The sequence below is a fragment of the Psychrobacter sp. Ps6 genome, assembly GCF_022129235.1.
GTDB lineage: Bacteria > Pseudomonadota > Gammaproteobacteria > Pseudomonadales > Moraxellaceae > Psychrobacter.
On sequence record NZ_JADQAI010000005.1, the window covers coordinates 78,119 to 103,988 of the forward strand.

The following is a 25,870-nucleotide window of genomic DNA, read 5'->3' on the forward strand; positions in this document are numbered from 1 at the left end:
TTATGATTGGTGGTCGCAGCAAAGGTAGAAATGGAACAAAAAAGGCATGGGAAATTTAAGGTCAAACGGCACTATTTGGCCTGTTTGTCCTCATGTTGGAGGTCGTGCAGTATTTGACCATAAGCATGGCGTAGCGCGTCTTTTTGCGAGTCAGGGATAGCATTTAACGTCAAGCAGCGCTCAAACACTTCCATCTCATTTAAGTCTTGCAAGTTCTCCGAGGTTTGCTGTTGGTTAAGCACTTTGTTATAAGTACGAGTGTTTTTTATCTTAAGCACTTCACACGGCAATCCTTCTACCATTGCTTGCACTTGCTCACGCAAATCACTGACAATCTCATCGCCTGTATAGACAATCTCTAGCCAAATAGAGTCCGATTGCATAAGCGCTCTAATGGTTTGTTCAATCGTAGTTAGGTCACCAGATATTTGCGCCAGCTGTTGGAATTTTGGAATGGGCAGGGACACTACTTGCATTTGATTGTGGTCATCATGATGCAAAATTTCGTTAGAAGTAATGGAGTCGTTAGGCTTGGGTTTATGCTGTTTTTGATCGTCAGTGTTCGCTTGAAGAGCCGCTGTTGTTATCTCATGATTATCAGCTGGCGCGTCAAATCCAAATAAGTCATCCATATAGACAGTGGCTTGACTCGCTATTCTCTTAGCAGTCTTTTCTACCTTAGTAACCGTATTAGATAGATGAGGTATAATGCTATCAGATATGGTGTTTAATTCTACGATTTCATTATCAACATTACTTATAGCACCAAACTGTACCAGCAATACCTGTTTTTGCTGCTTTGCCTCGCCAAAGCCCATCGCGATGGGTGAGCCTGAGTAGCGAATACTCTCACGACCGCCAACACGCTGCGGTACGTGCAAATGCCCAAGGGCGACATAGTCAAAACCCTCATCAAACATATCAGCGGAGATTTTACCAAGTGAACCAACATAGAGATCACGCACGCCATCATCATCGGTTGTCTTGCCGCCTGCTGCGAATAGATGACCAGTGGCAATGATAGGAATATGCCGTTGATGATTTTTTATTAATTCTTCCTGCTGTCCTTTTGCAATACTTGCTACTGCATCATAGTGGGCGCGAATACCTTTGATAACGTTGGCATCTTTGCTATCCGCGGACTCGCCAGCGCTACTGCTACGCACATCACGGTCGCGCAGGTAGGGTACAGCGGCGATGATGCAATGAGGATTGTTGTCATCATCACCTAATACCAATACCTCATCTTCTAAATCATCACAAGCCGTGCCGATCACATGGACATTCAAAAATTTGAGCACATTGCTTGGCGCATCCAAAAACGTCGGTGAGTCATGATTGCCTGCGACAATAACCACATGCTGACAGCAGGAACGTGAAACCTTACCCAAAAACTCATAATATAGCGCTTGGGCTTTATTGCTTGGCGTCATGGTATCGAAGACGTCACCTGCGACAATCAATATATCTACTTGCTGTGTGCTGATAGTGTTCTCTAACCACTGTAAGAACGCCTCGAACTCATCATAACGAAGACGACCATATAGACGTCGCCCCAAGTGCCAATCGGACGTGTGCAATATTTTTAAAGGTCTAACAGAGGTGTATTTAGGAGCGATAGATAGGGGCATAGTTTGGCTTATTATTAAACGTTACAACAGGGGTTAGGTGGCTTTCATTCTAGCAAGAATCGTTGAAATTTTCTCTGTTGCCATAATAAAACCCTGCCAATTATCTATTGGCAGGGTTTTTATATTTATGAGAAAAATATTTTTTGATGATAAGCTTGACGTGATAAGGAAAGGAAAGGCTAGTCAATAATAAGTTGCTCCGGCCCATCTTCTTGCTGCATTGCAAGGTTAGCCACCATCGATAGTGCATGTGCTTGCTGGTCTATCGGCTGTTTGTTGGCTTCACCTGTCGTACCCTCACGCAGCCAGTTCTCATCTGAAGGAGCATTGTTTTGATTTTGCTGATTATACCAAGCCAAATCATGATGCAGGCTGACCACGTCGCCCATGATAAGTAGAGCAGGCGTCGGCAACTCGGCGTCCTCTTGTTTGGCAACAATCGTTGCAAGCGTACCTGTCAGTACTTGCTGATTGGGCATACTGGCATTAGAGACAATAGCAATGGGCGTATCAGCGCTACGACCAGCGTCAACCAAGCCTTCAGTCAAGCGCGCTAGCGAATGCAGCCCCATATAAAATACGACCGTCTCATCAGTATTCAAAAAGTTTTTGAAGTTACTGTTGGGTGCACCAGCCTTCAAAAACCCCGTCACAAAACGCACAGATTGCGAGTGGTCACGGTGAGTGAGTGGAATACCCGCATAGCTCGCAGCGGCATTGGCCGCGGTGATACCCGGTACGACCTGATACGGCACACCATGAGCGCGCAGGCTTTCGATCTCTTCACCGCCGCGACCAAAGATAAACGGATCGCCACCTTTTAAGCGAACCACACGCCGACCTTCTTTGGCGCTATTGACCAATAACTCATTGATGCCAAGCTGCGCGACCGTATGATTGCTGCGTTTTTTACCGACAAACACTTTGTCCGCATCACGGCGGCAAAGGTCCAACACTTGTGGCGATACCAAGGCGTCATAATAGACAATATCTGCTTGCTGCATCAAACGCAGCGCTTTGAACGTCAAAAGCTCTGGGTCACCAGGGCCTGCGCCAACGATATAGACTTCACCGACAGGAGTTGCTTTTTTATCTGAATCATCTGATAACGTAGGCGTTGTATTTCCCGCAGCATTAGGATGGGCTTTATCATGAATAGCAGCGGCAGTATTATCCAAATCCGCTTGCAGCTGGGCAGCCGCTTCCGTTTCATTACCAGCAAACATCAACTGGCTGACTTGACCTTCAAACGCACGCTCCCAAAACTGCCGCCGTCCCGTGAGCGTTGGTATTTTAGACTTTACTTCACTACGAAAATCCCCTGCCAACTTGGCCAATTTACCATAGCCTTGCGGAATCAAAGTTTCAAGGCGTGCTCGTAATAGCCGTGCCAACACCGGTGCTTTACCATTTGATGAAATGCCGATGACAATAGGGTTACGATCAATAATGGCTGGAAAGATAAAATCACACAAGGGCGGCGTATCGACCACATTGACCGGGATATTGAGCTCAGTCGCATCTGCGTGAATCTCATGGTTAAGCGTTTCATCGTCAGTCGCGGCAATGATCACGCGTGCACCTGACATATAGCGTTTATTATAATTCTCGTAGATAAATTCGTGCTTATCATCCGTTAGCAAGGCTTGTATCTCATGGCTGATGTCAGGCGCAAGAATCGTAATGCACGCACCTGCACGGCTCAGCAAGTCCGCTTTACGCAGTGCCACTTCGCCGCCGCCCACGATGAGCACTTTACGGCCTTCTAATTTAAAAAATAGCGGGAAGGTGTTCATAGTGTCACCATATATTGAGTTATTTATTATAAAAGTAGAAAAGATATCAGGAATGCCGCCATTATGAGGTATCACAGACACACTCTCACCTAATGAATTGGCATTAGCATATTCGTTTTTGAAATATTAATGGATATTTTTCTTGCCAATAGGAATAGATGAGATGACTTTCTCAAATCAATAAATTATCTAACACACGCTAACATATCCCAAAATTAGGCTGTGCTAGCATGTCTTAAGAGAATTAGTCGTATATCAATCATTCACAATATTTAAAAAGAGTAAGCATACTATGAAATTACAAGACAGAGTGGCGATTATATTTGGTGGCACTTCAGGGTTGGGCGAGGCGACGGCCAAGGCATTTGCTAATGAAGGCGCTAAAGTCGTCGTCACAGGACGCGATGAGGAAGACGGCAATCGAATTGTCAAAGATATTAGAGATAACAATCAAGATGCCATCTTTGTAAAAGCTGATGTGACGCAAAAGAGTGATATTCAAGCAGTGGTTGATAGCGTATTAACGACTTACGATAAAATTGATATTTTGTACAACGGTGCTGGTATTCATGATGGTTATGACAATGCTGTTGAGCTAGAAGAAGATTTTTACGATAAATTGATGGCGATTAATGTCAAAGCGCCTTATCTGGCTTCAAAAATGGTGATTCCGCATTTTATCAAGCAAGGTGGCGGCACTATTATTAATGTCGGCTCGCAAGCGACACAAATGGCAGGACCGGGCGGCTCAGCCTATGTAACCTCCAAACATGCCATTTTGGGGTTTTCGAAGCAACTGGCTTTTGATTTCGGCAGTCAAGGCATCAAAGTGAATACATTGTCGCCAGGTTTTATAGAAACACCAATGACTGAAGGTATCGACGATGAGCGCCTGACGCGTATTCCGGCCGAGCGTGCTGGTAAGCCTGAAGAGATTGCTGCACTTGCCGTGTTTTTGGCATCTGATGATTCTAATTATATGCAAGGCGCTAACGTTTTGATGGATGGCGGTTGGGTACTAGGTCGCAAATAGCTTTAGTCGTTGCCAACATAGTCGTCAACCATAAAAAAGCCCTCTCTTAAATTAAAGAAAGGGCTTTTTTTATTCAGAAAACACTAAAATTAAAGCTGAGTATGCAGACCACACTCACGGCTTTCTTCTACCTTAGTTGGATCAAAGTAGTCATGCTCATTTGGCAAGTTGTGCTCATCTAAGTACACGTCTAGATCCGCATCTGTTTTTTCAAACAATGGCGCTACTTTTAATACGCCGTCTTTTGATAAGCTGAGTACATCAAGACCTTGACGGAATTCTGTTTGATCTTTACGAATCGCATTGAACCATACATCAGGCTTTAGCTCGTCTAGTGCACGGCGGAATGGCTCAAGTTTTACTTGCTCAGTGAACTCGTCATGCTGAGGGTTATCGATACCTGGGATACCATTCATAGTTGCATCACGGTGTGCAGCCGTTTGTTTTGGGATATAAGTCACAACGTTTAGATCAAGATCACGAATCAATTTGTTAGCAAACTGATAGGTCGCATCGGTGTTGTAACCTGAGTCTACCCACAATACAGTGATGTCAGGGCGCTGCTTAGCAACCAAATGCAAAATCGCTGACTCATAAGGGCGGAAGTTGGTGGTGATGATTGGGTTTTTTGCTTGCGTCAGTGCCCACTCAACGATTTGCTCAGGTGATTTACCTTGCAAATCTTGGTTTGCTTGGTCGATATCTAGGTTTGGGTGTAATTGGCTCATGATACATTCCTTAATAATTGTTAATATAAAAATGATGACTTAACAGTGAGTCGTAAAATATTCAGTAATAAAACTTGGCACCTGAAAAACTAAGTATCTAAAAAATTAGATGCCTGAAAAACTAAGTGCCCGAGAACATCGGTAATGCTGAAGCGTCTCGACCATCATAGCTGCTGGCTAGGGCAGTGAAGGCTTGGCTGATATTAGAGTTGACATCATGCTCATTGAGTACAAAGCTAGTAGCACCAGCGCGCAGCAAATAAGCGATTTGGTCACGACCAAACGCGCCTGCCATACGAATATCGCCTTCATAACCAAGCTGACGCAGGGTCTTTGCAAAACTAAAACCGCGACCATCCACAAAACTTGGGACATGAATGACAATCAAGTCTTGCGTCAATAAAAAGTCTTTTACATCAGGCAGATTATCAGCATCGGTGTTAGACGTGATCCACACACCCAACCGGCTGCTGTGCTGCTTGAGGATATCCAATACTTGTTCTATCAAACCATTTGCCAGTTTGCCATCAGCATTTAATAAATCTGCTAATGGGACAAGCACATCGACTTTTTCTTGTTTGTGTAACAGCTCAAGTAAGGTCAGGTTTGATAACGCGATACCATCAGGCAGCTGCGCTGTCGCTAGCGCTTGCCAAGTATCTTCGCCACTGATGTCTGCGCCATGGCTATCGAGCACATGATGATTAGCCATAGACCTTCTCCTTAAAGGGGGCGATACCAACGCGATCAATCACGTCACCAAAACCCTCAACATCTTGTTCGTTAGTGCCGCGTATATCGAGATACACATCTAAAATGGTTTGCAAGGTGCTGGCCACATCATCCGCTGGCACCGCTTTTCCTAAGATTTTGCCCAATTTGGCGTCATTACTAGAGTTACCACCAAGGCTAATCTGATACCAATGCTCACCTTTTTTGTCCACACCCAAGATACCGATATCACCTGTGTGATGATGGGCGCAGGCATTCATGCAGCCTGACATGTTTAAGCGAATATCACCAAGATCATACAAGTAATCTAGATCATCAAACTGCTTTTCAATTTGTTCAGCGATATTGTGCGTAGTCGCATTGGCCAGTGAGCAATAATCCCAACCTGGGCAGACAATCATGTCGGTTAAGGTGTTGATATTGGCGCGTGCTAAATGCAAGTCTGACAACTGCTGCCACAATTCATAAAGCTCATTGGTTTGCACGTCAGCGAATACCAGATTTTGCTGATACGTACCACGCAACTCACCAAAGCTATAACGATCAGACAAATCGGCAAGCGCATCCATTTGCGCATCACTCAAGTCACCTGATGGCACATAACGACCGTCCACCAATCCGGCTTTTAAAGAAATCACAACCGCACGGTAGCCATCCACTTTATGTGCGACGGTGTTCTGGTTATACCAGTTGGCAAAGTCTTTATTAGCATTTAGTTGTTGCTGTAGCTCAGACTGTACTTGCAGAGCATCAAATGACTGATAATCAGGCATGCTGAAGTAGCTAGCAGCGGTGTCAAAATTGTCTTCAGTCAAGGTAAGCGGGCCATCTTTAGTATGCGCTTCCCACTCAGCCTCCACCAATTTGGCAAACTGATTGCCGCCTAAGCTATCAACCAAAATCTTGATACGGGCTTTGTACTTGTTATCACGGCGACCGTGCAAGTTATAAACGCGCAAAATGGCATCGAGATAGCTGAGTAAATGCTCACGCGGTAAGAATTTGCGAATCGTTTTACCTATAATAGGCGTACGTCCGAGGCCGCCGCCAACGATGACTTCAAAGCCAAGCTCACCTTCGTCATTAGTAACGATGTGCAGACCCACATCATGGACTTGCGTTGCCGCACGATCCGCTTCGGTACCGATGACTGCGATTTTAAATTTGCGCGGTAAAAAAGCAAACTCAGGGTGAAAGGTTGACCACTGACGAATGATTTCGCAATAGGGACGTGGATCAGCAATTTCTTCTTTATGGATACCCGCATAAGGATCCGTTGTCGTATTACGGATACAGTTACCTGAGGTTTGGATGGCATGCATCTGTACCGTTGCCAATTCTGCCAAAATGTCTGGCACTTCTTCTAGTTTTGGCCAGTTCAGCTGAATATTGGTACGGGTAGTCATGTGCCCATAACCTTTGTCATACTTGCGGGTAATCTCAGCCAGTTTGCGCAACTGATAGCTGGCAAGCAAGCCGTATGGAATGGCGATACGGAGCATCGGTGCATAACGCTGGATATACAAGCCGTTTTGCAATCGCAGTGGCAAATACTGCTCTTCTGGCAGCTCACCTGCCAAAAATCGCTCAGTTTGGTCGCGAAATTGGGCAACTCGTTCGTCTACTAACGTCTGGTCAGCGTAATTATATTGATACATGACGTAATCTCAGTTTTGTTTTTAGTCTTAAAAGCAGCGATGGAAGCAATCTAATATCTGTGCTCGTAGGTGATAGACTTTACCACAAATCGCAATTTAAACAATTCAGGGTCACATCATATAAGCTTCTATCTATAAACATAAATTCCTTTCAGACATATCCATATCCAAACACAGCATAAATTTTCATAACGAAAGTTAGGTAGCCTATGCTTATCAAATTTAACGCCTGATCATTCGCGCTCTATTTTTATTATCATTTATTGGTGGCTGGCTTATCAGCTGCTTACTTTGTTGATTATCTTTCTCGACCATTCTTTCTAATAAGAGGTTTTAATAACGATATGTCTCAGACCCAAAGCCAAACTCAATCCCAATTCAAGTCAAAGCTGGTTCCACCACATGGCAGTGCCGAGCTTAAACCACTGTTGTTAGAAGGCGACGCACGCGAGCAAGCATTAGAGCTTGCCAGCACCTTACCAACCATTACTTTAAGCTCACGCGAGCGTGGTGATTTGATCATGTTCGGTATCGGCGGCTTTACGCCTCTAAATGGTTTTATGAATAAAGCCAATTGGCAAGGTGTGGTTGATAACATGCGCTTGCAAAGCGGTGACAATGAAGGTTTGTTTTGGCCAATTCCGATCACCTTGTCTGCGCCAAAGGCGACAGCGGATAGTTTGAGTCAAGGCGACAAAGTAGCCCTAGTTGCACAAGATGGCGAAGTCATGGGTATCTTGACGGTAGAAGAGACCTATACCATTGATAAAGAACACGAGTGTCAGCAAGTATTTACCACCACAGATCCAGAGCATCCAGGCGTCCAGCAAGTATTGGATCAAGATGACGTCAATATTGCAGGTAGTGTAGAAGTGCTGAGCGAGGGCGAGTTCCCAACGCGTTATCCTGGTATCTATAAGACGCCCGCGCAAACACGTCAAATCTTTGAAGAGAAAAACTGGAAAACTGTGGCCGCTTTCCAGACGCGTAACCCGATGCACCGCTCACATGAATATTTGGCCAAAATCGCCATTGAGATCTGCGATGGTGTCATGATTCATTCATTGCTCGGCGCACTAAAACCAGGTGACATTCCAGCAGAAGTACGTCAAGAAGCCATCAAAACCCTGATTGATAATTACTTCAAGCAAGACACGGTGATTCAAGCGGGTTATCCATTAGATATGCGCTATGCAGGTCCACGTGAAGCCTTATTACATGCGTTATTCCGCCAAAACTATGGCTGTAGCCATCTGATCGTCGGTCGTGATCATGCTGGTGTGGGCGATTACTATGGCGCGTTTGATGCCCAAACCATTTTTGAACAGGTTGGCAAAGACGATTTAATCACCCAGCCGCTAAAAATTGGTTGGACCTTCTGGTGTAATGCGTGTAACGCGATGGCGTCTGACAAGACTTGCCCGCATGACGCGTCTGAACACGTTAAAGTATCAGGTACCAAGCTGCGTAAAGCGCTATCAGAAGACATGGAAGTACCAGAGAACTTTAGCCGTCCAGAAGTGCTTGAGATACTACGGAACTACTACGGTAGCATCGCTCGTGAAGAACGTGCTGAGATCAAACTCACTGGCGCATCTGCGGTATAAAATCCAAACGTGTCAGTATAGCTAAATCAAACCTAAAAAAGGTGTCAGGCTTATCGTCTGACACCTTTTTTATTTTTATCATTTCTAGCATCTCTCACCTCAGTTAGCGTGAGCTATCAAATCTCTAAATCTTCTGCCAGTTTTTGATATTCTCCCGCAAATGAGGCACCGCCTGAGCAAAAATAATTCAGCGCATACGTATCTGGACTATCAATCGTCAGCATATTGTCTTTAAATTGAAAAAAGACGGTACTGTCATTTGCCTGCGCCTGAAAAATCGTACCGTGTGCCGCGTCTTGCCCCATTAATATCGCCTTACCATCGAACTGACAAGTCTGTTTTTTGATATCGCTGCGTGAGCGAATTTTTATATCGATTTGTTGGTCACTCTCTGCACGTACCATGACGCCAACCCAGTCATATCCTTGTGCGCGTTTGTCATAATCTGCAGAAGCATAATCACCAGAAATATCGTCTTTCATAACATCACTGATAACGCCTACTGGAATTGAATGAACTGCTACAGTATTGTGCGCAGCATTCTTCACCGCGGGCGCCACGTTATGACAACCAGTTACGGCAGCTAGGGCAGAGGCCATCAATGTTAATGCTGCAATAGAATGAAAGCGATGGGACGAAAGAGTCATAAAAAGGCCTTTGGTTAAATAAGACGGTAAAATGGATATAGCATTGGCAATTGGGGCACACTATATAAAATGATGGTACAGCCTAGCTAAATTATAGTCTATTTGATAAGCCTGCCTGCAATGATTTACCTCTCGTTCCTCATAATCTCGTAAGAGTCTATGCTAAGTGCTTATGCCAACATCAGGACTTGATAAGCGGATTCGTCACTAAGCGTTTGCTGTTTATGCTGCTAGCATAGCTTTCATCATCTGAAAACCTAAATCAACAGAGTAAAAGTCAAAAGAACTAAGCTCAAATGATTGTAAGCCTTGTGATGATGGTCAAAAATTTTGACAACACGCTTCTACTACCTTTATCGAGAGCATCATGCAAAAAAAATTCCAAAAATTCCGCATTGCTAGCATCCAGCCAACCAATAATAAACATATAAAAGCGCGGACACTTACTACCAGCGGCATGCTCGCAGCAGCGATCATGATGACAGGTTGTAGTTCAACCGAAGGGTCGCAAAATGATGGAGGAAACAACGCTAATAGTGGGACGCAGGATGTCAATCTACTCAATGTCTCCTATGATGTGTCTCGTGACTTTTATAAAGACTATAACGCACTATTTAGCGCTGACTATCAAAAAGCCCATCCAAATAGCAAAGTAAATATTAATCAGTCGCATGGCGGTTCAAGCAAGCAGGCATTATCTGTTGCCAATGGTTTGCAAGCAGATGTGGTCACCTTTAACCAAGAGAGCGATATGAATCTGTTGGTTGAGAAAGGTCTGGTGTCTGCCAACTGGCAGCAAGCACTACCAAATAATGCCGTACCGTACACCAGCACTATGGTGCTACTGGTTCGTGCTGGCAATCCAAAAAACATCAAAGACTGGTCGGATTTAGCACGTAAGGATATCGATGTGGTCACGCCCAATCCCAAGACCAGTGGTACAGCACGTTATGCTTTCTTAGGCGCCTACGGCTATGGCTTGCATCAATTTAAAGAAAACAGCAGTGATAACCCGGTTCAAACCAATGACTTTATCAAAAAGCTGTTGTCAAATGTCGTCACTTATGACAATGGCGCACGTGCTGCGACGACCAGTTTTACCCAGCGCGGCCTAGGCGATGTACTTATCACCACCGAAAACGAAGCGAATTTGGCCGCTCAGCAATTTGCCAAAGGTCAAGTTGATATTGTCTATCCGAGCTATTCGATTACGATTGCCAACCCAGTAGCAGTCGTCACGGCAGTGACTGATAAAGCGGGCAAGACCGAAGCGGCAAGTGCTTATCTAAAAGGCTTATGGGACAAGCCTGCACAAGAGCTCATGGCAAAGATGTATATGCGTCCGAGTGATGAGCAAATACTTGCCGCTCATAAAGACACGTTACCTGATATTGAGACATTTGAGCCTATCGCTGTTTTTGGTCCATGGGCAGAGATTATGGATACTTTCTTTGTAGACGGTGGTCGTTTCGATCAGCTGGCAAGTGCTAAGTAGTCGTTAATTTCTGGCTTGTAGAATTATCTGTCTTAGCCGTTATCAGTGAAACACAAATAAGATAGATAAGACATATCCAGTATTAAAATCAGAAAACAGTTGGTTATGCGTATAGAATTTTTTCATAAATTATTGATATGATTGGCTTTGCCTGCTTGTTATTCCCTTTTGGCAATAACATACGCATATTCATCATTAAACATAATAAGATGGCGCTGTTAGCATACTTGCATTACACAACAGACATCTTTGAGGTATTTATGACAGACGTAGCTCGTTATCAACAAAAGAGTAAAGCCCTTAGTGCCTTGAGTATTGCTGGCGTTGCTTTGACATTAGGTCTAGCTGGCTGTAACAACAGTGAGACTACTGAGGCAGCAGCTGACGGTTCAGCGACGACAGAAGGGCAGAATATTGAGCTACTCAATGTCTCATACGATGTGGCACGTGACTTCTATAAAGACTACAACCCTTTGTTTGTTGAGCATTATAAAGCTGAGCATCCAGACAGCAAGATTCTAATCAAGCAGTCACATGGTGGTTCTAGTAAGCAAGCATTGTCTGTGGCTAATGGTCTACAAGCCGATGTTGCCACCATGAACCAAGGCTCTGATATCGAGCTACTCGAGAAAAAAGGCTTGGTTGAGTCAGATTGGGAAAGCAAATTCCCTGACAATGCAGTGCCGTTTACTAGTACGATCGTATTTTTGGTACGTAAAGACAATCCAAAAAATATCCAAGACTGGGAAGATTTGACCAAAGATGGTGTTGAGATTGTGATGGCTAACCCAAAAGTGACGGGTAACGGCCGTTATGCATTCTTAGGCGCCTACGGTTATGGTCTACATGCTTTTAATCAAGATGAAACAAAAGCTAAAGGTTACGTCAAAGACATGCTCAAAAATGTCAAAGTCTATGAGAATGGCGGACGTGCCGCAACGACGACTTTCGTTCAGCGTGGTATCGGTGATGTCTTGGTTACTTTTGAGAACGAGGCCAACCTTGCAGCGACTGATTTTGGCGCAGGTCAAGTAGACATCGTTTATCCAAAATACTCAATCAAATCAGAAAGCCCTGTGGCAGTTGTGAAGACGGTAACAGACAAAAAAGGTACTACAGACGCGGCCAAAGCGTATCTTGATTATTTATGGAGTGAGCCTGCTCAGCAACTAGCAGCCGATTTATACTTACGTCCTAGCGTTAAGAGCGTTCTTGACAAAAACAGTGACAAATTGCCACCTGTTGAGACTTTCCGCCCGAACGATGCCTTTGGCACATGGGATGAAATCATGAGCACTTACTTCAGTGACGGCGGTGTGTTTGATCAGTTGGCTGTTAATGCACCGCAGTAATCGCCTGCTACGTATATAAGAGCTGCTACTGCGCTAACCACTGAAACTAATCGAAGCAGTTAATCGTACAGTCAGTCATGAAGCACCCCATAAAGGACATGGTCGTACGCACTATGTCCTTTATATCATAAGCCGACCAATAATAATTTTAATAACAGTTGTGATAATAATGGTCTTACGATGAGCACCCTCGCTAAGTACCATCAGTTAGGCAATAGGACATCACTATGAGTGCAACATCTTCTTCTGCCAGCAAACCCACCAACAAAAAAGGGTGGTTAACACGCTTGCGTCAGCGCAATGTGCTACCTGGGTTTGGTCTGAGCATGGGTATTACTGTCTTTAGCTTGTCATTACTAGTGGTGCTACCGTTTGCCATGATGGCCTATACCACAACTCAGATGGGCTGGACAGGTTTTTGGGAAACCATCACCCAGCCGCAAGTCACTGCTGCAATTAAGCTTAGCTTATGGATGTCGTTTTTAGCGATGCTGACGAATATGGTCTTTGGTACGCTTGTCGCGTGGGTCCTAGTGCGTTATGAGTTTTGGGGTAAGTCGTTAATTAATGCCTTGGTTGATTTGCCATTTGCACTACCAACCGCAGTGACGGGTATCTCGCTTGCGACACTGTACGCGCCTAATGGCTTGATTGGTCAATGGTTCGCTAAATTTGATATTCAGGTCGCCTTTACGCCGATAGGTATTTGGCTGGCATTGGTTGTGGTGAGCTTTCCCTTTATCGTCCGTGCAGTACAGCCTGTACTCGCTGAACTATCGGTTGAGTTTGAAGAAGCCGCAGCCGTATTGGGCGCTAATCGCTTAACCACCTTTCGCAAAGTAATTTTGCCAGAGCTACTGCCCGCCTTACTCATGGGCGCAGGTATGATGTTTGCCCGTGCTACTGGCGAGTATGGCTCCGTTATTTTTATCGCGGGTAATATTCCGATGCAGTCTGAGATTTTGCCGCTTATCATCATCAGTAAACTTGAGCAGTTTGATATTCAAGGTGCTTCTGCAGTTGCGCTGTTTATGCTACTTATCTCATTTGTGATTTTATTGACCATCAATATCATGCAGTGGAAACTGTCGCGCCGCGTAGGAGCTCGCTAATATGCAAATATCTAATAGCTACGACTACCAAAGCAACGCTGCGACCAAAGACACGCCATGGATACGCCGCACCTTTATTGTTATCGCTGTGCTGTTTATGGTATTAATGCTAGTGGTGCCATTATTGGCTGTGTTTTATGAGGCTTTCAAAAATGGCTGGCAGTTATATCTTGCGTCATTGGTTGACCCTGAGGCCTTACAAGCGATCAAACTTACATTGATCACAGCGGCGATTGTTTTACCGATCAACATGGTCATGGGTATTGCGATTGCATGGTTGGTTACACGCTATCAGTTCAAAGGTAAGCAGCTGGTGACGACGTTACTTGATTTGCCATTTTCTGTCTCGCCAGTCGTGGCTGGTTTGATGTTTGTGCTGCTATTCGGACTCAACTCTACGATCGGTGGCTGGCTTGAGAGCATGGGTTTTCAAGTCATCTATGCGGTGCCTGGTATTATTCTGGCGACGCTATTTGTGACCTTTCCGTTTGTTGCACGTGAGCTGATACCGCTGATGCAGACACAAGGCGACTCTGAGGAACAAGCCGCATTAACCTTGGGCGCGACTGGCTGGCAGACCTTTTGGCATGTGACACTGCCTAATATTAAATGGGCGCTGCTATATGGTTTGATTTTGACCAATGCACGTGCGATGGGCGAGTTCGGTGCGGTCAGTGTTGTATCTGGTCACATTCGCGGCGAGACCAATACCATGCCGCTGTTAGTTGAGATTGCCTATAATGATTATAACTTTACCGCTGCATTTGCCTTATCGAGCTTACTTGCCGCCCTTGCCTTAGTGACGCTACTGATTCAGCAAGTCATGACCAAAATGCAAGAGCGCAAATTTGCTAAGTCTGAGCGTTTGGCGGCTGCCCCTGAGCTACCCGTGAGTGCCAATGCGACGACATCAACGGCTGAGAGTGCTAGTAAGCTATAAGTTGTTTGGGTAAGTATTCAGGATTGTTCAATCATATTGACACAGTCGTTAAGACATCAGTCTCAATACGACAAAAGATATTATAAGAGATACCATTATGAGCATTGAGATTCGTAACGTTAATAAAAAATTTGGTGACTTTACGGCTTTAGACAATATCAATATTACTGTGCCAACTGGCAAGCTGACGACGTTGCTAGGTCCATCAGGCTGCGGTAAGACCACATTGCTACGTATCATTGCAGGTCTGGAATATGCCGACTCTGGACAGGTACTGTTTGATGAGCTGGATGTCACCAATACGCCAGTACAGAAGCGTCATATTGGCTTTATGTTTCAGCATTATGCGTTGTTCCGTCATAAGAACATCGCGGATAACGTTGCCTTTGGATTGACGTTGCTGCCAAAAAATGAGCGTCCTAGCAAAGCAGATATCAATAAGCGCGTGGCAGAGCTGCTAGATCTGGTACAGCTCCCACAAGTCGCTAATGCGTATCCGCACCAACTATCAGGTGGTCAGCGTCAGCGAATTGCACTGGCACGGGCACTTGCGGTCAAGCCAAAGCTGCTACTGCTGGATGAGCCATTTGGTGCGTTAGATGCCAAAGTACGTAAAGAGCTGCGCACTTGGTTAAAGAACATCCACCACGAGCTTGGTATCACAAGCATCATGGTGACCCATGATCAAGAAGAAGCCCGCGCCGTATCGGACGAGATCGTCGTCATGAATCAAGGTCGAGTAGAGCAGGTAGGAACGTCAGAGGAACTGATACATCGCCCAGCCAATGCCTTTATCAGTGACTTCTTGGATTTGGCTTAGCGGCTTAGCTTTTAACTCATTGTCATTCATGATCGATAAGCCAAAAAAAATCCTACCTAAGTAGGATTTTTTTTGGCTTGTTGAATCGTACAGAGTGCAATGAACTACACTTGTCTATTCATAACCTTTAAGCAAGTCTCGATTCATCTTTATCTGAATCACTTGGAGAGAGTTGATCATAAGTGATATTCAAGATGTCTTGACACCATTCTGGTAAGTCATCAGCGACTTCATACCACATCCATGTACCGTCACGCACACAGCTTAAGATACCCAGTTTTTTCAAATGGTTCAAATGACGCGATATCGTTGGTTGCGGTTGATCAAGCATGTCTACCAAATCACCCACACAGCGTGCTTCTTTTTTAAAGAGAATTTGAAATATTTTTAGGCGTGTTGGATCAGATAAGACTTTAAACAAATCGATAGGTCGTATCGTAAAATTATTATCAGACATAGGAAAATTCCAATGGACTTCGTTTATAGGGGTTCAATATAACAGCAGTTATCTAGAAAATCGATTAAAAAATAAGCAAAATTACAGTTCATCGTTAATTTACTACCTTCTATAATATTCGGTTACATGGACGCTTATATCCACTTACATAGATGAATGGTGCGAAATATAACAGTACCATCACGACCAAAAAAGTTCCGAATGTTATTGAAAATGATAACAATTATCGTTATTATACTGCATGTAATCAGCGTGATGCTAAGCAAGTAGTCGCTATCAAATAGTGGTAATCAGAGGAGCCAATCCATGTACGTATGTATCTGTAATAACGTCAAAGAAAAGCAAATCAAAGCAGCCATTGCTTCTGGTGTTGATACCCTTGATGGTCTAAAAGACACTCTCGACGTTGCAACTTGCTGTGGATGCTGTGAGCCTATGGTCAATGACTACTTGGACGAGCATCATGCAGCACTCGATGTCTTAGCGTATGCAGTATAACTACTTTCAGCTCAGTCGATCTTATCTTTAATCCAACCAAATATATTCAATATCTTGCATCTATTCTTTTATTATACATAAGGAGTAGGTAGCAGGCGTCCATATAACCTCATTGATACGCCAACATCGCTGCTATCAATATGTATCAAGTATCGTGACTGACAACTGTAGCTAATTACAATTCTCAATTAGCATCTTATTCTTAGTTCACAACATTACATGCCACATGGCGACTGTATGCTACTATATCTGTCTAAGATTGTAAGATGTTTTATTGATTTAACCCTTTACTGATCAGTTTACCGATTCCACTGTTTTTATATTTAAATATGTGGATATATAGTGGTCTGTAAAAAATAAATAGAGGAGTGTACATTATGATAGGCAGTCAAAAAGTCATTGATTATTTGAATTTCTTGTTAGGCGGCGAGCTGGCTGCACGTGACCAGTATTTTATTCACTCAGAGATGTATGCTGAATGGCATTATGGCAAATTGTACGATCGTATCCATCATGAAATGGAAGACGAAACACTACATGCACAAGCAATTATCCGTCGTATCTTGATGCTAAGTGGTACGCCAAAAATGACGGTTGATACGATCAATATCGGCAGCACGGTCCCTGAGATGTTGCAAATTGATCTTGATCTAGAATATAAAGTACAAAAACATCTAAAAGAGGGCATTGCGCTTTGTGAAGCAGAGCACGACTATGTCACACGTGAGATGCTTGTTGAGCAGCTAAAAGATACTGAAGAAGACCATGCGCATTGGCTTGAGCAACAGTTACGTTTAATTGACATGATTGGCCTGCCTAATTATCTACAAACCCAGATGGCTGAAGTCACTCCTAATCTTGTTTGATATCATCACAGATACGAATAAAAATAGAGCGTTTAGTATAAATATGAAAGGGAGAGAGATCATGAAAGGGGATAAAGAGGTCATTCGTGCATTAAACAAGGTGCTTGGCCAATCATTAATTGCGATTAACCAGTATTTCTTGCACGCACGTATTGCCCGTCATTGGGGCTTAGAAGCGCTTAACGACTCACTTTATAAGCAGTCTATCGCTGAGATGAAATGGTCAGATGATCTGATTGCACGTATCTTATTGTTAGGTGGTTTACCTAACTTACAGGAATTAGGTAAGGTACTGGTCGGTGAAGATGTGCCCGAAGTAATCGAGTGCAATTTGCGTTTAGAGAAACAAAAATTTAGCATCATTACAGATGCAATCACCCTATGCGAGACAAAGTCTGACTATGTGTCTCGTCACCTACTAGTTACGCTAAAAGATGGTAATGAAGAATATCAAGATTGGTTAGAGACGCAAGAAGACTTGATCGAAAGTATGGGTGCAGAACGCTATATACAATCACAAATCAGTGATGATGACGCGCCATAAATAATTTGTCTTAATTAGCATTCGTCTCAATCAGTAATGAAACAAACTTGCCAGCGTGTGATTGGTTTTTCACCAAAACACACGCTGGCTTTTTTACGTCTAGAAACCACTAAAGGCTTAGATGCGGCAATCAACTTTTAAGTATTTACCGCGGTAGTTAGTACAAACCACGCCCATCTTCTGGTTTTAGCCGTAAAAAGCCCAATCCTGAGAGAATGGTAAAGCCGCCCAATATCCAATAAGTGATTTGAAAAGCAAGTAAGGTATCAATTTGAAACCGTTCACGTAACAAGTTAAGCAGTGCGGCACCAAAGGCAATACCCAAGCCGATTGCCATTTGCTGATTGACGGCCATTAAGCTGTTGCCACTACTGGTCTGTGCCCCTTGTAGATCGCCGATAGTGATGGTATTCATGGCACTAAACTGGATTGAGTTACAAACACCAATCACAATCAGCACCGGGATCATCCACGGCCACTGCGCCGCATCTGAGAACAGTCCTAGTACAATGATCAGTAAACCCAAAATAAGGGTGTTGTATACCAATACCACGCGGTAGCTATAACGCTGGATAATTTTGCTGACAAATGGCTTTACTCCAAGTGCACCAACGGCAATAGGAGCAAGCAGCCAACCTGCCTGCGAAGGTGTGTATTCAAACACGACTTGTAATAGTAATGGCAATAAAAAAGGTACGGCACTGATGCCAATACGCGTGGATAGATTGCCAGTAATACCAATACGAAAAGTGGGCACATTAAAGAGTGTCAAAGAAAAGAGTGGCGCAACATGGCGTTTGGCATGCCATACATACGCCAGTAAAAAACCAATCGATGCCGCAGCTAGCAATAGCGCATTGTAACCGTGGCCCACTTTTGAACCCATCTCAACCGCTAACGTCAACGCGCACGCACCCAATGCAAACAGCCCAAAACCCAGCCAGTCTAGCGATTGTTTATCACCAAATAGTGCTGGTATTAGTTTTTTGCCAATCAAAAAACCCACCACACCCATCGGAATATTGATCAAAAATATCCAATGCCAGCTGGCATATTGCACTAAATAACCACCAAGCAAAGGCCCAACCAGTGGTGCGACCAAAGCAGGAATTACCGCAAAATTCATCACCGTCAGCAACTGATTACGTGGGTAGGACTTGACCAAAATCAAGCGTCCAACCGGAGTCATCATGGCACCACCAATGCCTTGTATCACCCGTGAGATGACCAAAAAATTTAACGTAGAGGCCATAGCGCACAGTAGGGAGCCCACGCAAAATATCACAATGGCTGATAGGAAAACACGGCGTGTACCATACTTATCTGCCAAAAACCCACTAATTGGGATAAAAATGGCTAAGGTCAGTGCATAACTAATGACAGCCCATTGCATTTTTAACGGTGATTCATCCAACGCTAATGCCATTTGTGGCAATGCGGTGTTCAAAATAGTGGCATCTAAAATCTGCATAAATAACGCTACCGCTAGGACATAGGGTAGGTATTTATTTTGGGTTGGGGTGAGCGTCAGCATGTCAATCCCATTGGATATCTTATTATAAAATCGAGAGGTTCGCGTCTTTACGGACAGATTGCGCGATATAAGTTGAGTAGTATAAGAAAGCTTAGAGGGTAATTAAAGTGCCTCAAGGTAACGAAGCATTATGGCGGGCTTGGGTCATTGAGTGGCATGTCATTAATCACAGCAAAATCGTAACATTGATTACAAGAGAAGACTTTAATATCAGCAGAGGTTATCGTTATAGTAAAGCCTAGCTAACAAATAGCATGGTAATTAATAGAGAAATTAGCATGGCTATCAACAAAAACAGTACTAAGATAAGTAAAAGCCAATCTGACCAAAAATAGTATCAATAATAACTAAGGATATTTTATGAGTAATGCATCAACCAGTGACACACAAAACGATAAATATGTACCGCCTAAAGTTTGGACACAAGACAAAGACAACGGCGGTAAGTTCGCAAGTATCAACCGCCCAACGTCCGGCGCTCGTTATGATAAAGAGCTACCAGTAGGCGATGCTCCGCTACAGCTATACTCACTGAACACACCCAATGGCGTCAAAGTAAATATCTTATTAGAAGAGTTGGCAGAGCTTGGTATTAGCGGTGCTGAGTACGATGCTTATAAAATTGATATATCGCAAGGTGAGCAGTTTGGCTCAGGATTTGTAGCGATCAACCCCAACTCAAAAATTCCAGCGTTAGTCGATCATTCTACTGATACCGCTGGTGAGCCGATTGCGCTTTTTGAGTCGGGCGCGATTTTAATGTATCTGGCAGAAAAGTTTGATAGATTCCTACCTTTATCGCTAGGAAAAGCGAGAGCGGATTGTCTGTCGTGGATTATGTGGCAAATGGGTAGTGCGCCTTTCTTAGGTGGCGGCTTCGGACATTTTTATGCCTATGCACCAGAGCCATTAGAATATCCAATTAATCGTTACACCATGGAGACTAAACGTCAGCTTGATGTATTAGATACCCATCTAAAAGATAGTGAGTACCTATGCGGTAATGATGAGGCTGATTATAATATTGCCGATATGATCATTTGGGCATGGTATGGACAGTTGGTACTCGGTAAGCTATATGATGCGGCAGAGTTTTTACAAGTACAAGACTACAAACACATACAGCGTTGGGCGAAGAAAATCGCTGAGAGACCTGCCGTCAAGCGTGCTGTGGAGCTAGAACTAAAGCCAATCGATTAATTATTAGCGCGAGTATCATTTCATTATTACAGTTAGGCCGGTAAGTTACTCACTTATCGGCCTATTTTTATTATATTTATTTTTATAAATATATAGGCAGCTACCTACTTTCTTTTGTATTTACATAATGGTACATTAGTACAACAGATAGAAACATTGGTGCGTTAAGATAACCGCTTATCACCGTGACAGACAGGTGTTTATACTTATTTGATTGATGAGTAATGGATTATGGAAAACAATAATAAAATGCGCTTACCTATGCTTGCAGCAGTTAGCATGGCTTTGTTCAGTACAGCAAGTATGGCGAACGCCGAAACTGAGTTTACTAGCCAAGATTGGCAGGTGGTCTGTGATAATACCCGTACTTGCCGGTTGGCAGGTTATCAAGCAGACAATAACAGTGAGTTCCCAGTATCTATCTTGCTGACTCGCCGTGCAGGTGCAGATGCTGCCGTGGATGGTAAAGTAAAGCTTGGTGGCGCTAAAGACAGCTCTTCTAAAGCCTTAATGCAGTTGGGTAACCGTCACCGAATATCACTATTTATCAACGATCGAAATTATGGCGAAACCAAGCCGTATTCTGCAGCAGCAGGCAGTGCTGAGCTAACCCAAGCACAGGTTACAGCACTCCTAAGCGCGCTTCAAAGATCAAGCAAGATTACGCTAGCACTGCGCAACTCACGCTGGCAGCTTTCAGATAAAGGCGCTAGTGCAGTGATGCTAAAAGCTGATGATGTCCAAGGAAGAGTAGGCACACCAAGCGCCTTTATAAATAGCAACGAGGCCATAAAATCTAACAGCAGTGTATTGCCACCCAAAGCTGTACCAGTATTACGTTTTGTAGAGCCTAGTGGCAAGTATGATACTAGTAATGATAAAAAGTTTGTCATGAGATCCTCTCAATTGGCCTCATTGATGAAAGGAACGATGAAAGATGCCGATGCTGACTGCCCAAATCTATCAGACAAGTCGCCTTGGCGTGTCAGTCGCCTAAATGATTCACAGCTGCTCGCACAGCATGATTGTTGGATAGCTGCTTACAATGCAGGTAGTGGCGCGTGGGTGATCAATGATAGCAAGCCTTACAAGCCGACATTGGTCACGACTAGCGCCACTAATTACGACAAAGGTAAGCTTAGCTCAGTACAAAAAGGCCGTGGTATTGGCGACTGTATGAGTAGAGTCGATTGGGTGTGGACGGGCCGCGCATTTGAGAAAAGCCATGAAAGCACCACTGGACTATGCCGTCTTATCGAAGCGGGCGGGGCATGGCAGCTACCGACTTATGTCACGGATGTTAAAGTAGTTAAATAATCACCGATTTTTTATTGAATGAGACGTTTAGCATGCTCAATAGAGGACTTATTCGGGCTATTTACTCAGTAATTGAATAAATGGCTACACATAATTTTTTATTGTGCTATACTGCGTCGCCACGTTAGCTTAGGCTTTCGTGAATTATGAGATTGATAACATCGCCTGCGATTTTGGGTCTAGGATGACCATAAGTAATTGTTGCCGATGATTTTGTGTACTTAAATAACGCCTTAAACATATCAGTTATTTTTGACTCATATCTTATCTACTGACCTATATAGGGTCTAGATTGGTTGCTGTTTGCGATTATCTGCTTTGGACAAAGCATTGATAATATGCGTATATCAAGCATGGATAAGACACTCGGCACTACCACCAAAATACGTCAGACAGCACGAACGCATTTATTATAAGGACGCTAAGCTCTATTGGCTTGGTTTCTGATTATCGACACTTTTATATTGCTCGGTAACCTTTAATAAAAGCAGCGTGATGAACGGTTATCAGTGGTATGCATCAAGTTTGCTGAATTTACAGCAGCTTATACTTACCAAGGATTCCTATGACTGACATCTTATCTGCAATCGCCGCTGAAAACGGCATCATCGAAAGCAACGACACTACTGCAAATACTGACACCAATACTCAAGCGGCTACCACTGACACTGCTGAAGAAAACAAAGTCACCTTTACTGATCTTGGCATTGCTAAGCCAATTCTTACTGCACTTGATCGCAGTGGCTATACCAATCCAACCCCTATTCAAGAACAAGCCATTCCTTTTGCACTAGCCGGCCGTGACCTTCTATTGTCAGCGCAAACGGGTAGTGGTAAAACAGCGGCATTCGTGATCCCAGTACTTGACCGTTTGAGCCGTGCAACTAGCTTTGACAAGCTCACCAAAGCACTTATCCTAACGCCAACGCGTGAACTTGCTCAGCAAGTACATGACAGCGTCCGTACGTACTCTAAAGACATGCGCGGTCTATTTTGTGTGCCACTTGTTGGCGGCGCACCATACAACGGTCAGATCACTGCTTTGAAAAAAGGCGTTCAAGTCATCGTTGCAACCCCTGGTCGTCTACTTGACCATATCAATGCAGGCCGTGTTGATCTATCAAACTTAGAAGTGTTGGTACTTGACGAAGCGGATCGCATGCTAGACATGGGGTTTGCTGATGACATCAGTGATATCCTTCGTGCAGCGCCAATCGATCGTCAAACGATCATGTGTTCAGCAACTTGGGATGGCCCAGTCGGTAAAATCGCTGCTAGCTTCACTAAGAACCCTGAGCGCGTATCAATCAAAGTAGAATCTGCACACATCGAAGAAAAAGTGTACTACTGTGATGATTTTGATCACAAAAACCGCTTGCTTGACAAAATCGTTTGCCAGCAAGAGATGGATCAAATCATTATCTTTGCTGCGACCAAACGCAGTACTGAAAAACTGGCTAAACAGCTACAAGAAGCGGGCCATAAAGCAAGCTTCTTACATGGTGACTTGCCACAGAGCAAGCGTAACCGCATCGTTCAAGACTTGCGTAATGGTAAGGTAAAAATCTTAGTAGCGACTGACGTTGCTGCTCGTGGTCTAGATATCCCAGCTATCTCGCACGTTATCAACTATGACTTGCCGCGTCAGACTGAAGATTACGTCCATCGTATCGGTCGTTGTGGCCGTGCTGGTCGTACTGGTGTTGCCATCAGTCTATGCAGCATGGATGATCGTCCACAGCTGGCCGCCATCAACCGTTACTTAGATCGCAAAATGGAAGTCTGTGTTATCGAAGGTATGGAGCCTAAGAAAACCTACGTACCTAGCGAAAACAAAGGTAAAGGTCGTGGCCGTGGTCGTGGCCGTTCTAACGGCGGTGGCGGTCAAGGCCGTGGTCGTTCAAGCGGTGGCTATGCTGGTAAATCTAGCGGTGGCGGTCAAGGTCGTGGTCGTTCAAGCGACAGCGCACCAACTGGTCAACGCGCAAGCAACGATAGCGGTTATCAAGGTAAACCAAATGAGCGTTCAGGTGGCAAGCCGTATCAAGGCAAGCGCACAGGTGGTCCAAGCCGCGGTGATAGCAATGGCGTTCCACGTGGTGAGCGTGCTGCAACTGGTCGCGGTCGTCCAAGTGGCAGCCAAGGTCGCCCAGCAAGTCGTTCTGACAGCCGTGGCCAAGGTCGTCCAAACGGCGGCAACCGTGGTAAAGACTCATAATATCGCTATAACGAACGATTAAAGCTACTAATTCATTAATCGTCTAAAGATAGCAGCAAAAAGCCAGATACTTGTTATCTGGCTTTTTTATGTTTGATCTAGCCATCATGAACCTGAAAATAGATATCTCAAATGAAAGACTACTGTTTATTGAAGTGATAAACCCATTGGTCATCAAACCAAGCATAATGTCTGCTTGCGCGAGTTTTTTAGCTTGTCTATACTGATTCACTTTTGCCAGCTGTCAGCCTTGGAGCGACTTGATGCCTACTACCTCCTCTTTAGCAATCGATAGCCTGCCATTAGCGTTTGGCATTATCATGGCCATCATCGGCTTGGTCTTTTATACCCAAGGCTTACCGGGCAAGTTTTGGCGACGGTTTTATGCGGTATTACCCGGTATTGTACTGTGCTGTTTTATACCCGCCACCCTAAACAGCTTAGGGGTGTTTGCTGACGGCGTTGGCGCGCAGATTTATGGTTTTACCGCCACGTATTTGCTGCCAGCAAGTTTGCTATTGATGACCTTATCCATGGATGTTCCCAAAATATTAGGTTTGGGCTGGAAAGCCATTGCGATGTTCTTTGCTGCCAGTATCGCCATTATTATCAGTGGACCTATTAGCTTAGGAATTGCCAAATGGGTGTCACCTGAGATGTTTGTCGACGATACGTTGTGGCGCGGGTTTTCTGCCGTCGCGGGCAGCTGGATCGGCGGCGCGGCGAACCAAGCTGCGATGAAGGAGCTGTTTGGGGTCAGTGATGATCTATTTGGCATGATGATCTTGGTGGATGCCACCAATGCCTCATTGTGGCTACTCGCAATCTTGGTGATGGCAAAACACAGCGCAAAAATCGATCGATTCTTGCGAGCGGATACTAGTAGCATTGATAAAGTTATCAAAGCCGTTGAGAGCTATGAGCGCGATCATGCCCGCCCAGCCACCATCAATGATTTGATGGTAATGTTTGGTTTGTGCTTTGCCATGGTAGGAATAGCGCATTTTGTTGGTGGACAAATTGCTGACTTTTTTGCCCCATACAAATGGGCGGTGCAATATAGTTTTGCCAGTTCATTCTTTTGGATGGTGGTCATTATTACTCTGCTAGGTGTCATTTTTTCTTTTACTAAGATTCGTCGCCTTGACCATGTTGGCGCGTCCAAAATGGGTACCGTATTTATCTTCGTGCTGATTGCCGCGATTGGTATGCAGATTAATTTGGCGGGTATTGTCTCGCAGTGGCGGCTATTGCTTATCGGCTTTTTATGGATGAGTATTCACGTGGTGATTATCTTTGCTGTTGCCAGACTTATCCGTGCGCCGTTTTTCTTTTTGGCGGTAGGTTCTAATGCCAATACAGGCGGCGCATCATCGGCACCGATTGTCGCGACGGCTTTTCATCCATCGCTTGCGCCTGTTGGGGTGTTTTTGGGTATTATGGGCTATGCGGTGGGGACGTTTGGTGGGTATATCAGTACCCAATTGATGCGCTTGGTAGTGGGCTAGTATTTAGGTTATCCGTATTCTGATAGTATTTTTTCTCAACAAACCCGCAATGACTGCGGGTTTTTTATTATAAGGTGCCTAATGACTTAAGTTGTCGTTTTGTCTATCTATGCTATTGATACGTAAGCCTTGCCATAACCTTGCATGAGTACGTGTTAACCTTCCTGCTACTCATAT

Annotated in this window: 22 protein-coding genes; 14 read left to right on the forward strand and 8 right to left on the reverse strand. The window is 44.3% G+C overall.

The features are described from left to right. Positions 1-71 precede the first annotated feature (71 nt). Both I3255_RS07515 and cysG read right to left on the reverse strand, forming a co-directional pair. Positions 72-1,631 (reverse strand): exonuclease SbcCD subunit D C-terminal domain-containing protein, encoded by a 1,560-nt coding sequence (locus tag I3255_RS07515; RefSeq protein WP_238038271.1) that lies wholly within the window; start codon positions 1,629-1,631, stop codon positions 72-74. Positions 1,632-1,810: 179 nt separating this feature from the next. Beyond that, the gene (cysG, locus tag I3255_RS07520; RefSeq protein WP_238038272.1) at positions 1,811-3,427 is read right to left on the reverse strand and encodes a siroheme synthase CysG; all 1,617 of its coding nucleotides are present in this window, start codon (positions 3,425-3,427) and stop codon (positions 1,811-1,813) included. A 292-nt stretch (positions 3,428-3,719) separates the two neighbouring features. Between cysG and I3255_RS07525 the strand changes: the two genes are divergently transcribed. Beyond that, positions 3,720-4,460: a glucose 1-dehydrogenase gene (locus I3255_RS07525; RefSeq protein WP_238038273.1), complete on the forward strand. Its 741-nt coding sequence runs from the start codon at positions 3,720-3,722 to the stop codon at positions 4,458-4,460. Between the two features lie 89 nt (positions 4,461-4,549). On the opposite strand, the gene I3255_RS07530 is transcribed toward I3255_RS07525, so the two are convergent. From I3255_RS07530 to I3255_RS07540, 3 genes are all read right to left on the reverse strand, one after another. After that, entirely contained in the window at positions 4,550-5,188 is a 639-nt protein-coding gene (locus I3255_RS07530; RefSeq protein WP_201601048.1) for a phosphoadenosine phosphosulfate reductase family protein, read from the reverse strand. Positions 5,189-5,309: 121 nt separating this feature from the next. Continuing rightward, positions 5,310-5,900: a DUF934 domain-containing protein gene (locus I3255_RS07535; RefSeq protein WP_238038274.1), complete on the reverse strand. Its 591-nt coding sequence runs from the start codon at positions 5,898-5,900 to the stop codon at positions 5,310-5,312. Continuing rightward, on the reverse strand, positions 5,893-7,578 hold the full coding sequence (locus I3255_RS07540; protein ID WP_238038275.1) for a nitrite/sulfite reductase: 1,686 nt from the start codon (positions 7,576-7,578) through the stop codon (positions 5,893-5,895). Before I3255_RS07540 ends, I3255_RS07535 begins: the two co-directional genes overlap by 8 nt. A 344-nt stretch (positions 7,579-7,922) precedes the next feature. On the opposite strand from I3255_RS07540, the gene sat reads away from it, so the two are divergent. After that, positions 7,923-9,185 (forward strand): sulfate adenylyltransferase, encoded by a 1,263-nt coding sequence (gene sat, locus I3255_RS07545; RefSeq protein WP_238038276.1) that lies wholly within the window; start codon positions 7,923-7,925, stop codon positions 9,183-9,185. A 116-nt stretch (positions 9,186-9,301) separates the two neighbouring features. On the opposite strand, the gene I3255_RS07550 is transcribed toward sat, so the two are convergent. Beyond that, positions 9,302-9,832: a hypothetical protein gene (locus I3255_RS07550; protein ID WP_238038277.1), complete on the reverse strand. Its 531-nt coding sequence runs from the start codon at positions 9,830-9,832 to the stop codon at positions 9,302-9,304. 367 nt (positions 9,833-10,199) lie between these two features. Here I3255_RS07550 and I3255_RS07555 point away from each other — a divergent pair, with 367 nt between their 5' ends. The 5 genes from I3255_RS07555 (at position 10,200) to cysA (ending at position 15,551) form a co-directional block, all read left to right on the forward strand. Next, positions 10,200-11,327 (forward strand): sulfate ABC transporter substrate-binding protein, encoded by a 1,128-nt coding sequence (locus tag I3255_RS07555; protein WP_238038278.1) that lies wholly within the window; start codon positions 10,200-10,202, stop codon positions 11,325-11,327. 260 nt (positions 11,328-11,587) lie between these two features. Next, positions 11,588-12,679: a sulfate ABC transporter substrate-binding protein gene (locus I3255_RS07560; RefSeq protein WP_238038279.1), complete on the forward strand. Its 1,092-nt coding sequence runs from the start codon at positions 11,588-11,590 to the stop codon at positions 12,677-12,679. Positions 12,680-12,906: 227 nt separating this feature from the next. Beyond that, positions 12,907-13,791 (forward strand): sulfate ABC transporter permease subunit CysT, encoded by an 885-nt coding sequence (gene cysT, locus I3255_RS07565; RefSeq protein ID WP_201548240.1) that lies wholly within the window; start codon positions 12,907-12,909, stop codon positions 13,789-13,791. Between the two features lies 1 nt (position 13,792). Next, positions 13,793-14,731 (forward strand): sulfate ABC transporter permease subunit CysW, encoded by a 939-nt coding sequence (cysW, locus tag I3255_RS07570; protein WP_238038280.1) that lies wholly within the window; start codon positions 13,793-13,795, stop codon positions 14,729-14,731. 97 nt (positions 14,732-14,828) lie between these two features. After that, positions 14,829-15,551 (forward strand): sulfate ABC transporter ATP-binding protein, encoded by a 723-nt coding sequence (gene cysA, locus I3255_RS07575; RefSeq protein ID WP_201601073.1) that lies wholly within the window; start codon positions 14,829-14,831, stop codon positions 15,549-15,551. 127 nt (positions 15,552-15,678) lie between these two features. Here the strand turns inward: cysA and I3255_RS07580 are convergent, their stop codons facing one another. Then, the gene (locus I3255_RS07580; RefSeq protein ID WP_075107599.1) at positions 15,679-16,008 is read right to left on the reverse strand and encodes a metalloregulator ArsR/SmtB family transcription factor; all 330 of its coding nucleotides are present in this window, start codon (positions 16,006-16,008) and stop codon (positions 15,679-15,681) included. A gap of 306 nt (positions 16,009-16,314) precedes the next feature. On the opposite strand from I3255_RS07580, the gene I3255_RS07585 reads away from it, so the two are divergent. The 3 genes from I3255_RS07585 (at position 16,315) to bfr (I3255_RS07595) (ending at position 17,916) form a co-directional block, all read left to right on the forward strand. Beyond that, positions 16,315-16,506 carry a (2Fe-2S)-binding protein gene (locus tag I3255_RS07585; RefSeq protein ID WP_075107600.1) on the forward strand — a complete coding sequence of 64 codons (192 nt, stop codon included), beginning with the start codon at positions 16,315-16,317 and terminating at the stop codon, positions 16,504-16,506. 377 nt (positions 16,507-16,883) lie between these two features. Beyond that, entirely contained in the window at positions 16,884-17,372 is a 489-nt protein-coding gene (bfr, locus tag I3255_RS07590) for a bacterioferritin (RefSeq protein ID WP_075107601.1), read from the forward strand. Between the two features lie 61 nt (positions 17,373-17,433). Further along, positions 17,434-17,916 (forward strand): bacterioferritin, encoded by a 483-nt coding sequence (bfr, locus tag I3255_RS07595; protein ID WP_238038281.1) that lies wholly within the window; start codon positions 17,434-17,436, stop codon positions 17,914-17,916. Between the two features lie 157 nt (positions 17,917-18,073). Here the strand turns inward: bfr (I3255_RS07595) and I3255_RS07600 are convergent, their stop codons facing one another. After that, positions 18,074-19,450, reverse strand: coding sequence for a DHA2 family efflux MFS transporter permease subunit (locus I3255_RS07600; protein ID WP_238038282.1), 1,377 nt, complete (start codon positions 19,448-19,450; stop codon positions 18,074-18,076). 360 nt (positions 19,451-19,810) lie between these two features. On the opposite strand from I3255_RS07600, the gene yghU reads away from it, so the two are divergent. The 4 genes from yghU (at position 19,811) to I3255_RS07620 (ending at position 25,693) form a co-directional block, all read left to right on the forward strand. Beyond that, positions 19,811-20,650 carry a glutathione-dependent disulfide-bond oxidoreductase gene (yghU, locus tag I3255_RS07605; RefSeq protein WP_238038283.1) on the forward strand — a complete coding sequence of 280 codons (840 nt, stop codon included), beginning with the start codon at positions 19,811-19,813 and terminating at the stop codon, positions 20,648-20,650. 231 nt (positions 20,651-20,881) lie between these two features. Then, positions 20,882-21,967: a DUF1176 domain-containing protein gene (locus I3255_RS07610; RefSeq protein ID WP_238038284.1), complete on the forward strand. Its 1,086-nt coding sequence runs from the start codon at positions 20,882-20,884 to the stop codon at positions 21,965-21,967. Between the two features lie 565 nt (positions 21,968-22,532). Then, positions 22,533-24,185, forward strand: coding sequence for a DEAD/DEAH box helicase (locus I3255_RS07615; protein ID WP_238038285.1), 1,653 nt, complete (start codon positions 22,533-22,535; stop codon positions 24,183-24,185). Between the two features lie 263 nt (positions 24,186-24,448). Beyond that, positions 24,449-25,693, forward strand: coding sequence for a DUF819 family protein (locus I3255_RS07620; RefSeq protein WP_238038286.1), 1,245 nt, complete (start codon positions 24,449-24,451; stop codon positions 25,691-25,693). Positions 25,694-25,870 lie beyond the last annotated feature (177 nt).

Coding starts and splice junctions, on each gene's coding strand:
- I3255_RS07515 (WP_238038271.1), bottom strand. CDS start 1,631: ATGCCCCTATCTATCGCTCCTAAATACACCTCTGTTAGACCTTTAAAA.
- cysG (WP_238038272.1), bottom strand. CDS start 3,427: ATGAACACCTTCCCGCTATTTTTTAAATTAGAAGGCCGTAAAGTGCTC.
- I3255_RS07525 (WP_238038273.1), top strand. CDS start 3,720: ATGAAATTACAAGACAGAGTGGCGATTATATTTGGTGGCACTTCAGGG.
- I3255_RS07530 (WP_201601048.1), bottom strand. CDS start 5,188: ATGAGCCAATTACACCCAAACCTAGATATCGACCAAGCAAACCAAGAT.
- I3255_RS07535 (WP_238038274.1), bottom strand. CDS start 5,900: ATGGCTAATCATCATGTGCTCGATAGCCATGGCGCAGACATCAGTGGC.
- I3255_RS07540 (WP_238038275.1), bottom strand. CDS start 7,578: ATGTATCAATATAATTACGCTGACCAGACGTTAGTAGACGAACGAGTT.
- sat (WP_238038276.1), top strand. CDS start 7,923: ATGTCTCAGACCCAAAGCCAAACTCAATCCCAATTCAAGTCAAAGCTG.
- I3255_RS07550 (WP_238038277.1), bottom strand. CDS start 9,832: ATGACTCTTTCGTCCCATCGCTTTCATTCTATTGCAGCATTAACATTG.
- I3255_RS07555 (WP_238038278.1), top strand. CDS start 10,200: ATGCAAAAAAAATTCCAAAAATTCCGCATTGCTAGCATCCAGCCAACC.
- I3255_RS07560 (WP_238038279.1), top strand. CDS start 11,588: ATGACAGACGTAGCTCGTTATCAACAAAAGAGTAAAGCCCTTAGTGCC.
- cysT (WP_201548240.1), top strand. CDS start 12,907: ATGAGTGCAACATCTTCTTCTGCCAGCAAACCCACCAACAAAAAAGGG.
- cysW (WP_238038280.1), top strand. CDS start 13,793: ATGCAAATATCTAATAGCTACGACTACCAAAGCAACGCTGCGACCAAA.
- cysA (WP_201601073.1), top strand. CDS start 14,829: ATGAGCATTGAGATTCGTAACGTTAATAAAAAATTTGGTGACTTTACG.
- I3255_RS07580 (WP_075107599.1), bottom strand. CDS start 16,008: ATGTCTGATAATAATTTTACGATACGACCTATCGATTTGTTTAAAGTC.
- I3255_RS07585 (WP_075107600.1), top strand. CDS start 16,315: ATGTACGTATGTATCTGTAATAACGTCAAAGAAAAGCAAATCAAAGCA.
- bfr (WP_075107601.1), top strand. CDS start 16,884: ATGATAGGCAGTCAAAAAGTCATTGATTATTTGAATTTCTTGTTAGGC.
- bfr (WP_238038281.1), top strand. CDS start 17,434: ATGAAAGGGGATAAAGAGGTCATTCGTGCATTAAACAAGGTGCTTGGC.
- I3255_RS07600 (WP_238038282.1), bottom strand. CDS start 19,450: ATGCTGACGCTCACCCCAACCCAAAATAAATACCTACCCTATGTCCTA.
- yghU (WP_238038283.1), top strand. CDS start 19,811: ATGAGTAATGCATCAACCAGTGACACACAAAACGATAAATATGTACCG.
- I3255_RS07610 (WP_238038284.1), top strand. CDS start 20,882: ATGGAAAACAATAATAAAATGCGCTTACCTATGCTTGCAGCAGTTAGC.
- I3255_RS07615 (WP_238038285.1), top strand. CDS start 22,533: ATGACTGACATCTTATCTGCAATCGCCGCTGAAAACGGCATCATCGAA.
- I3255_RS07620 (WP_238038286.1), top strand. CDS start 24,449: ATGCCTACTACCTCCTCTTTAGCAATCGATAGCCTGCCATTAGCGTTT.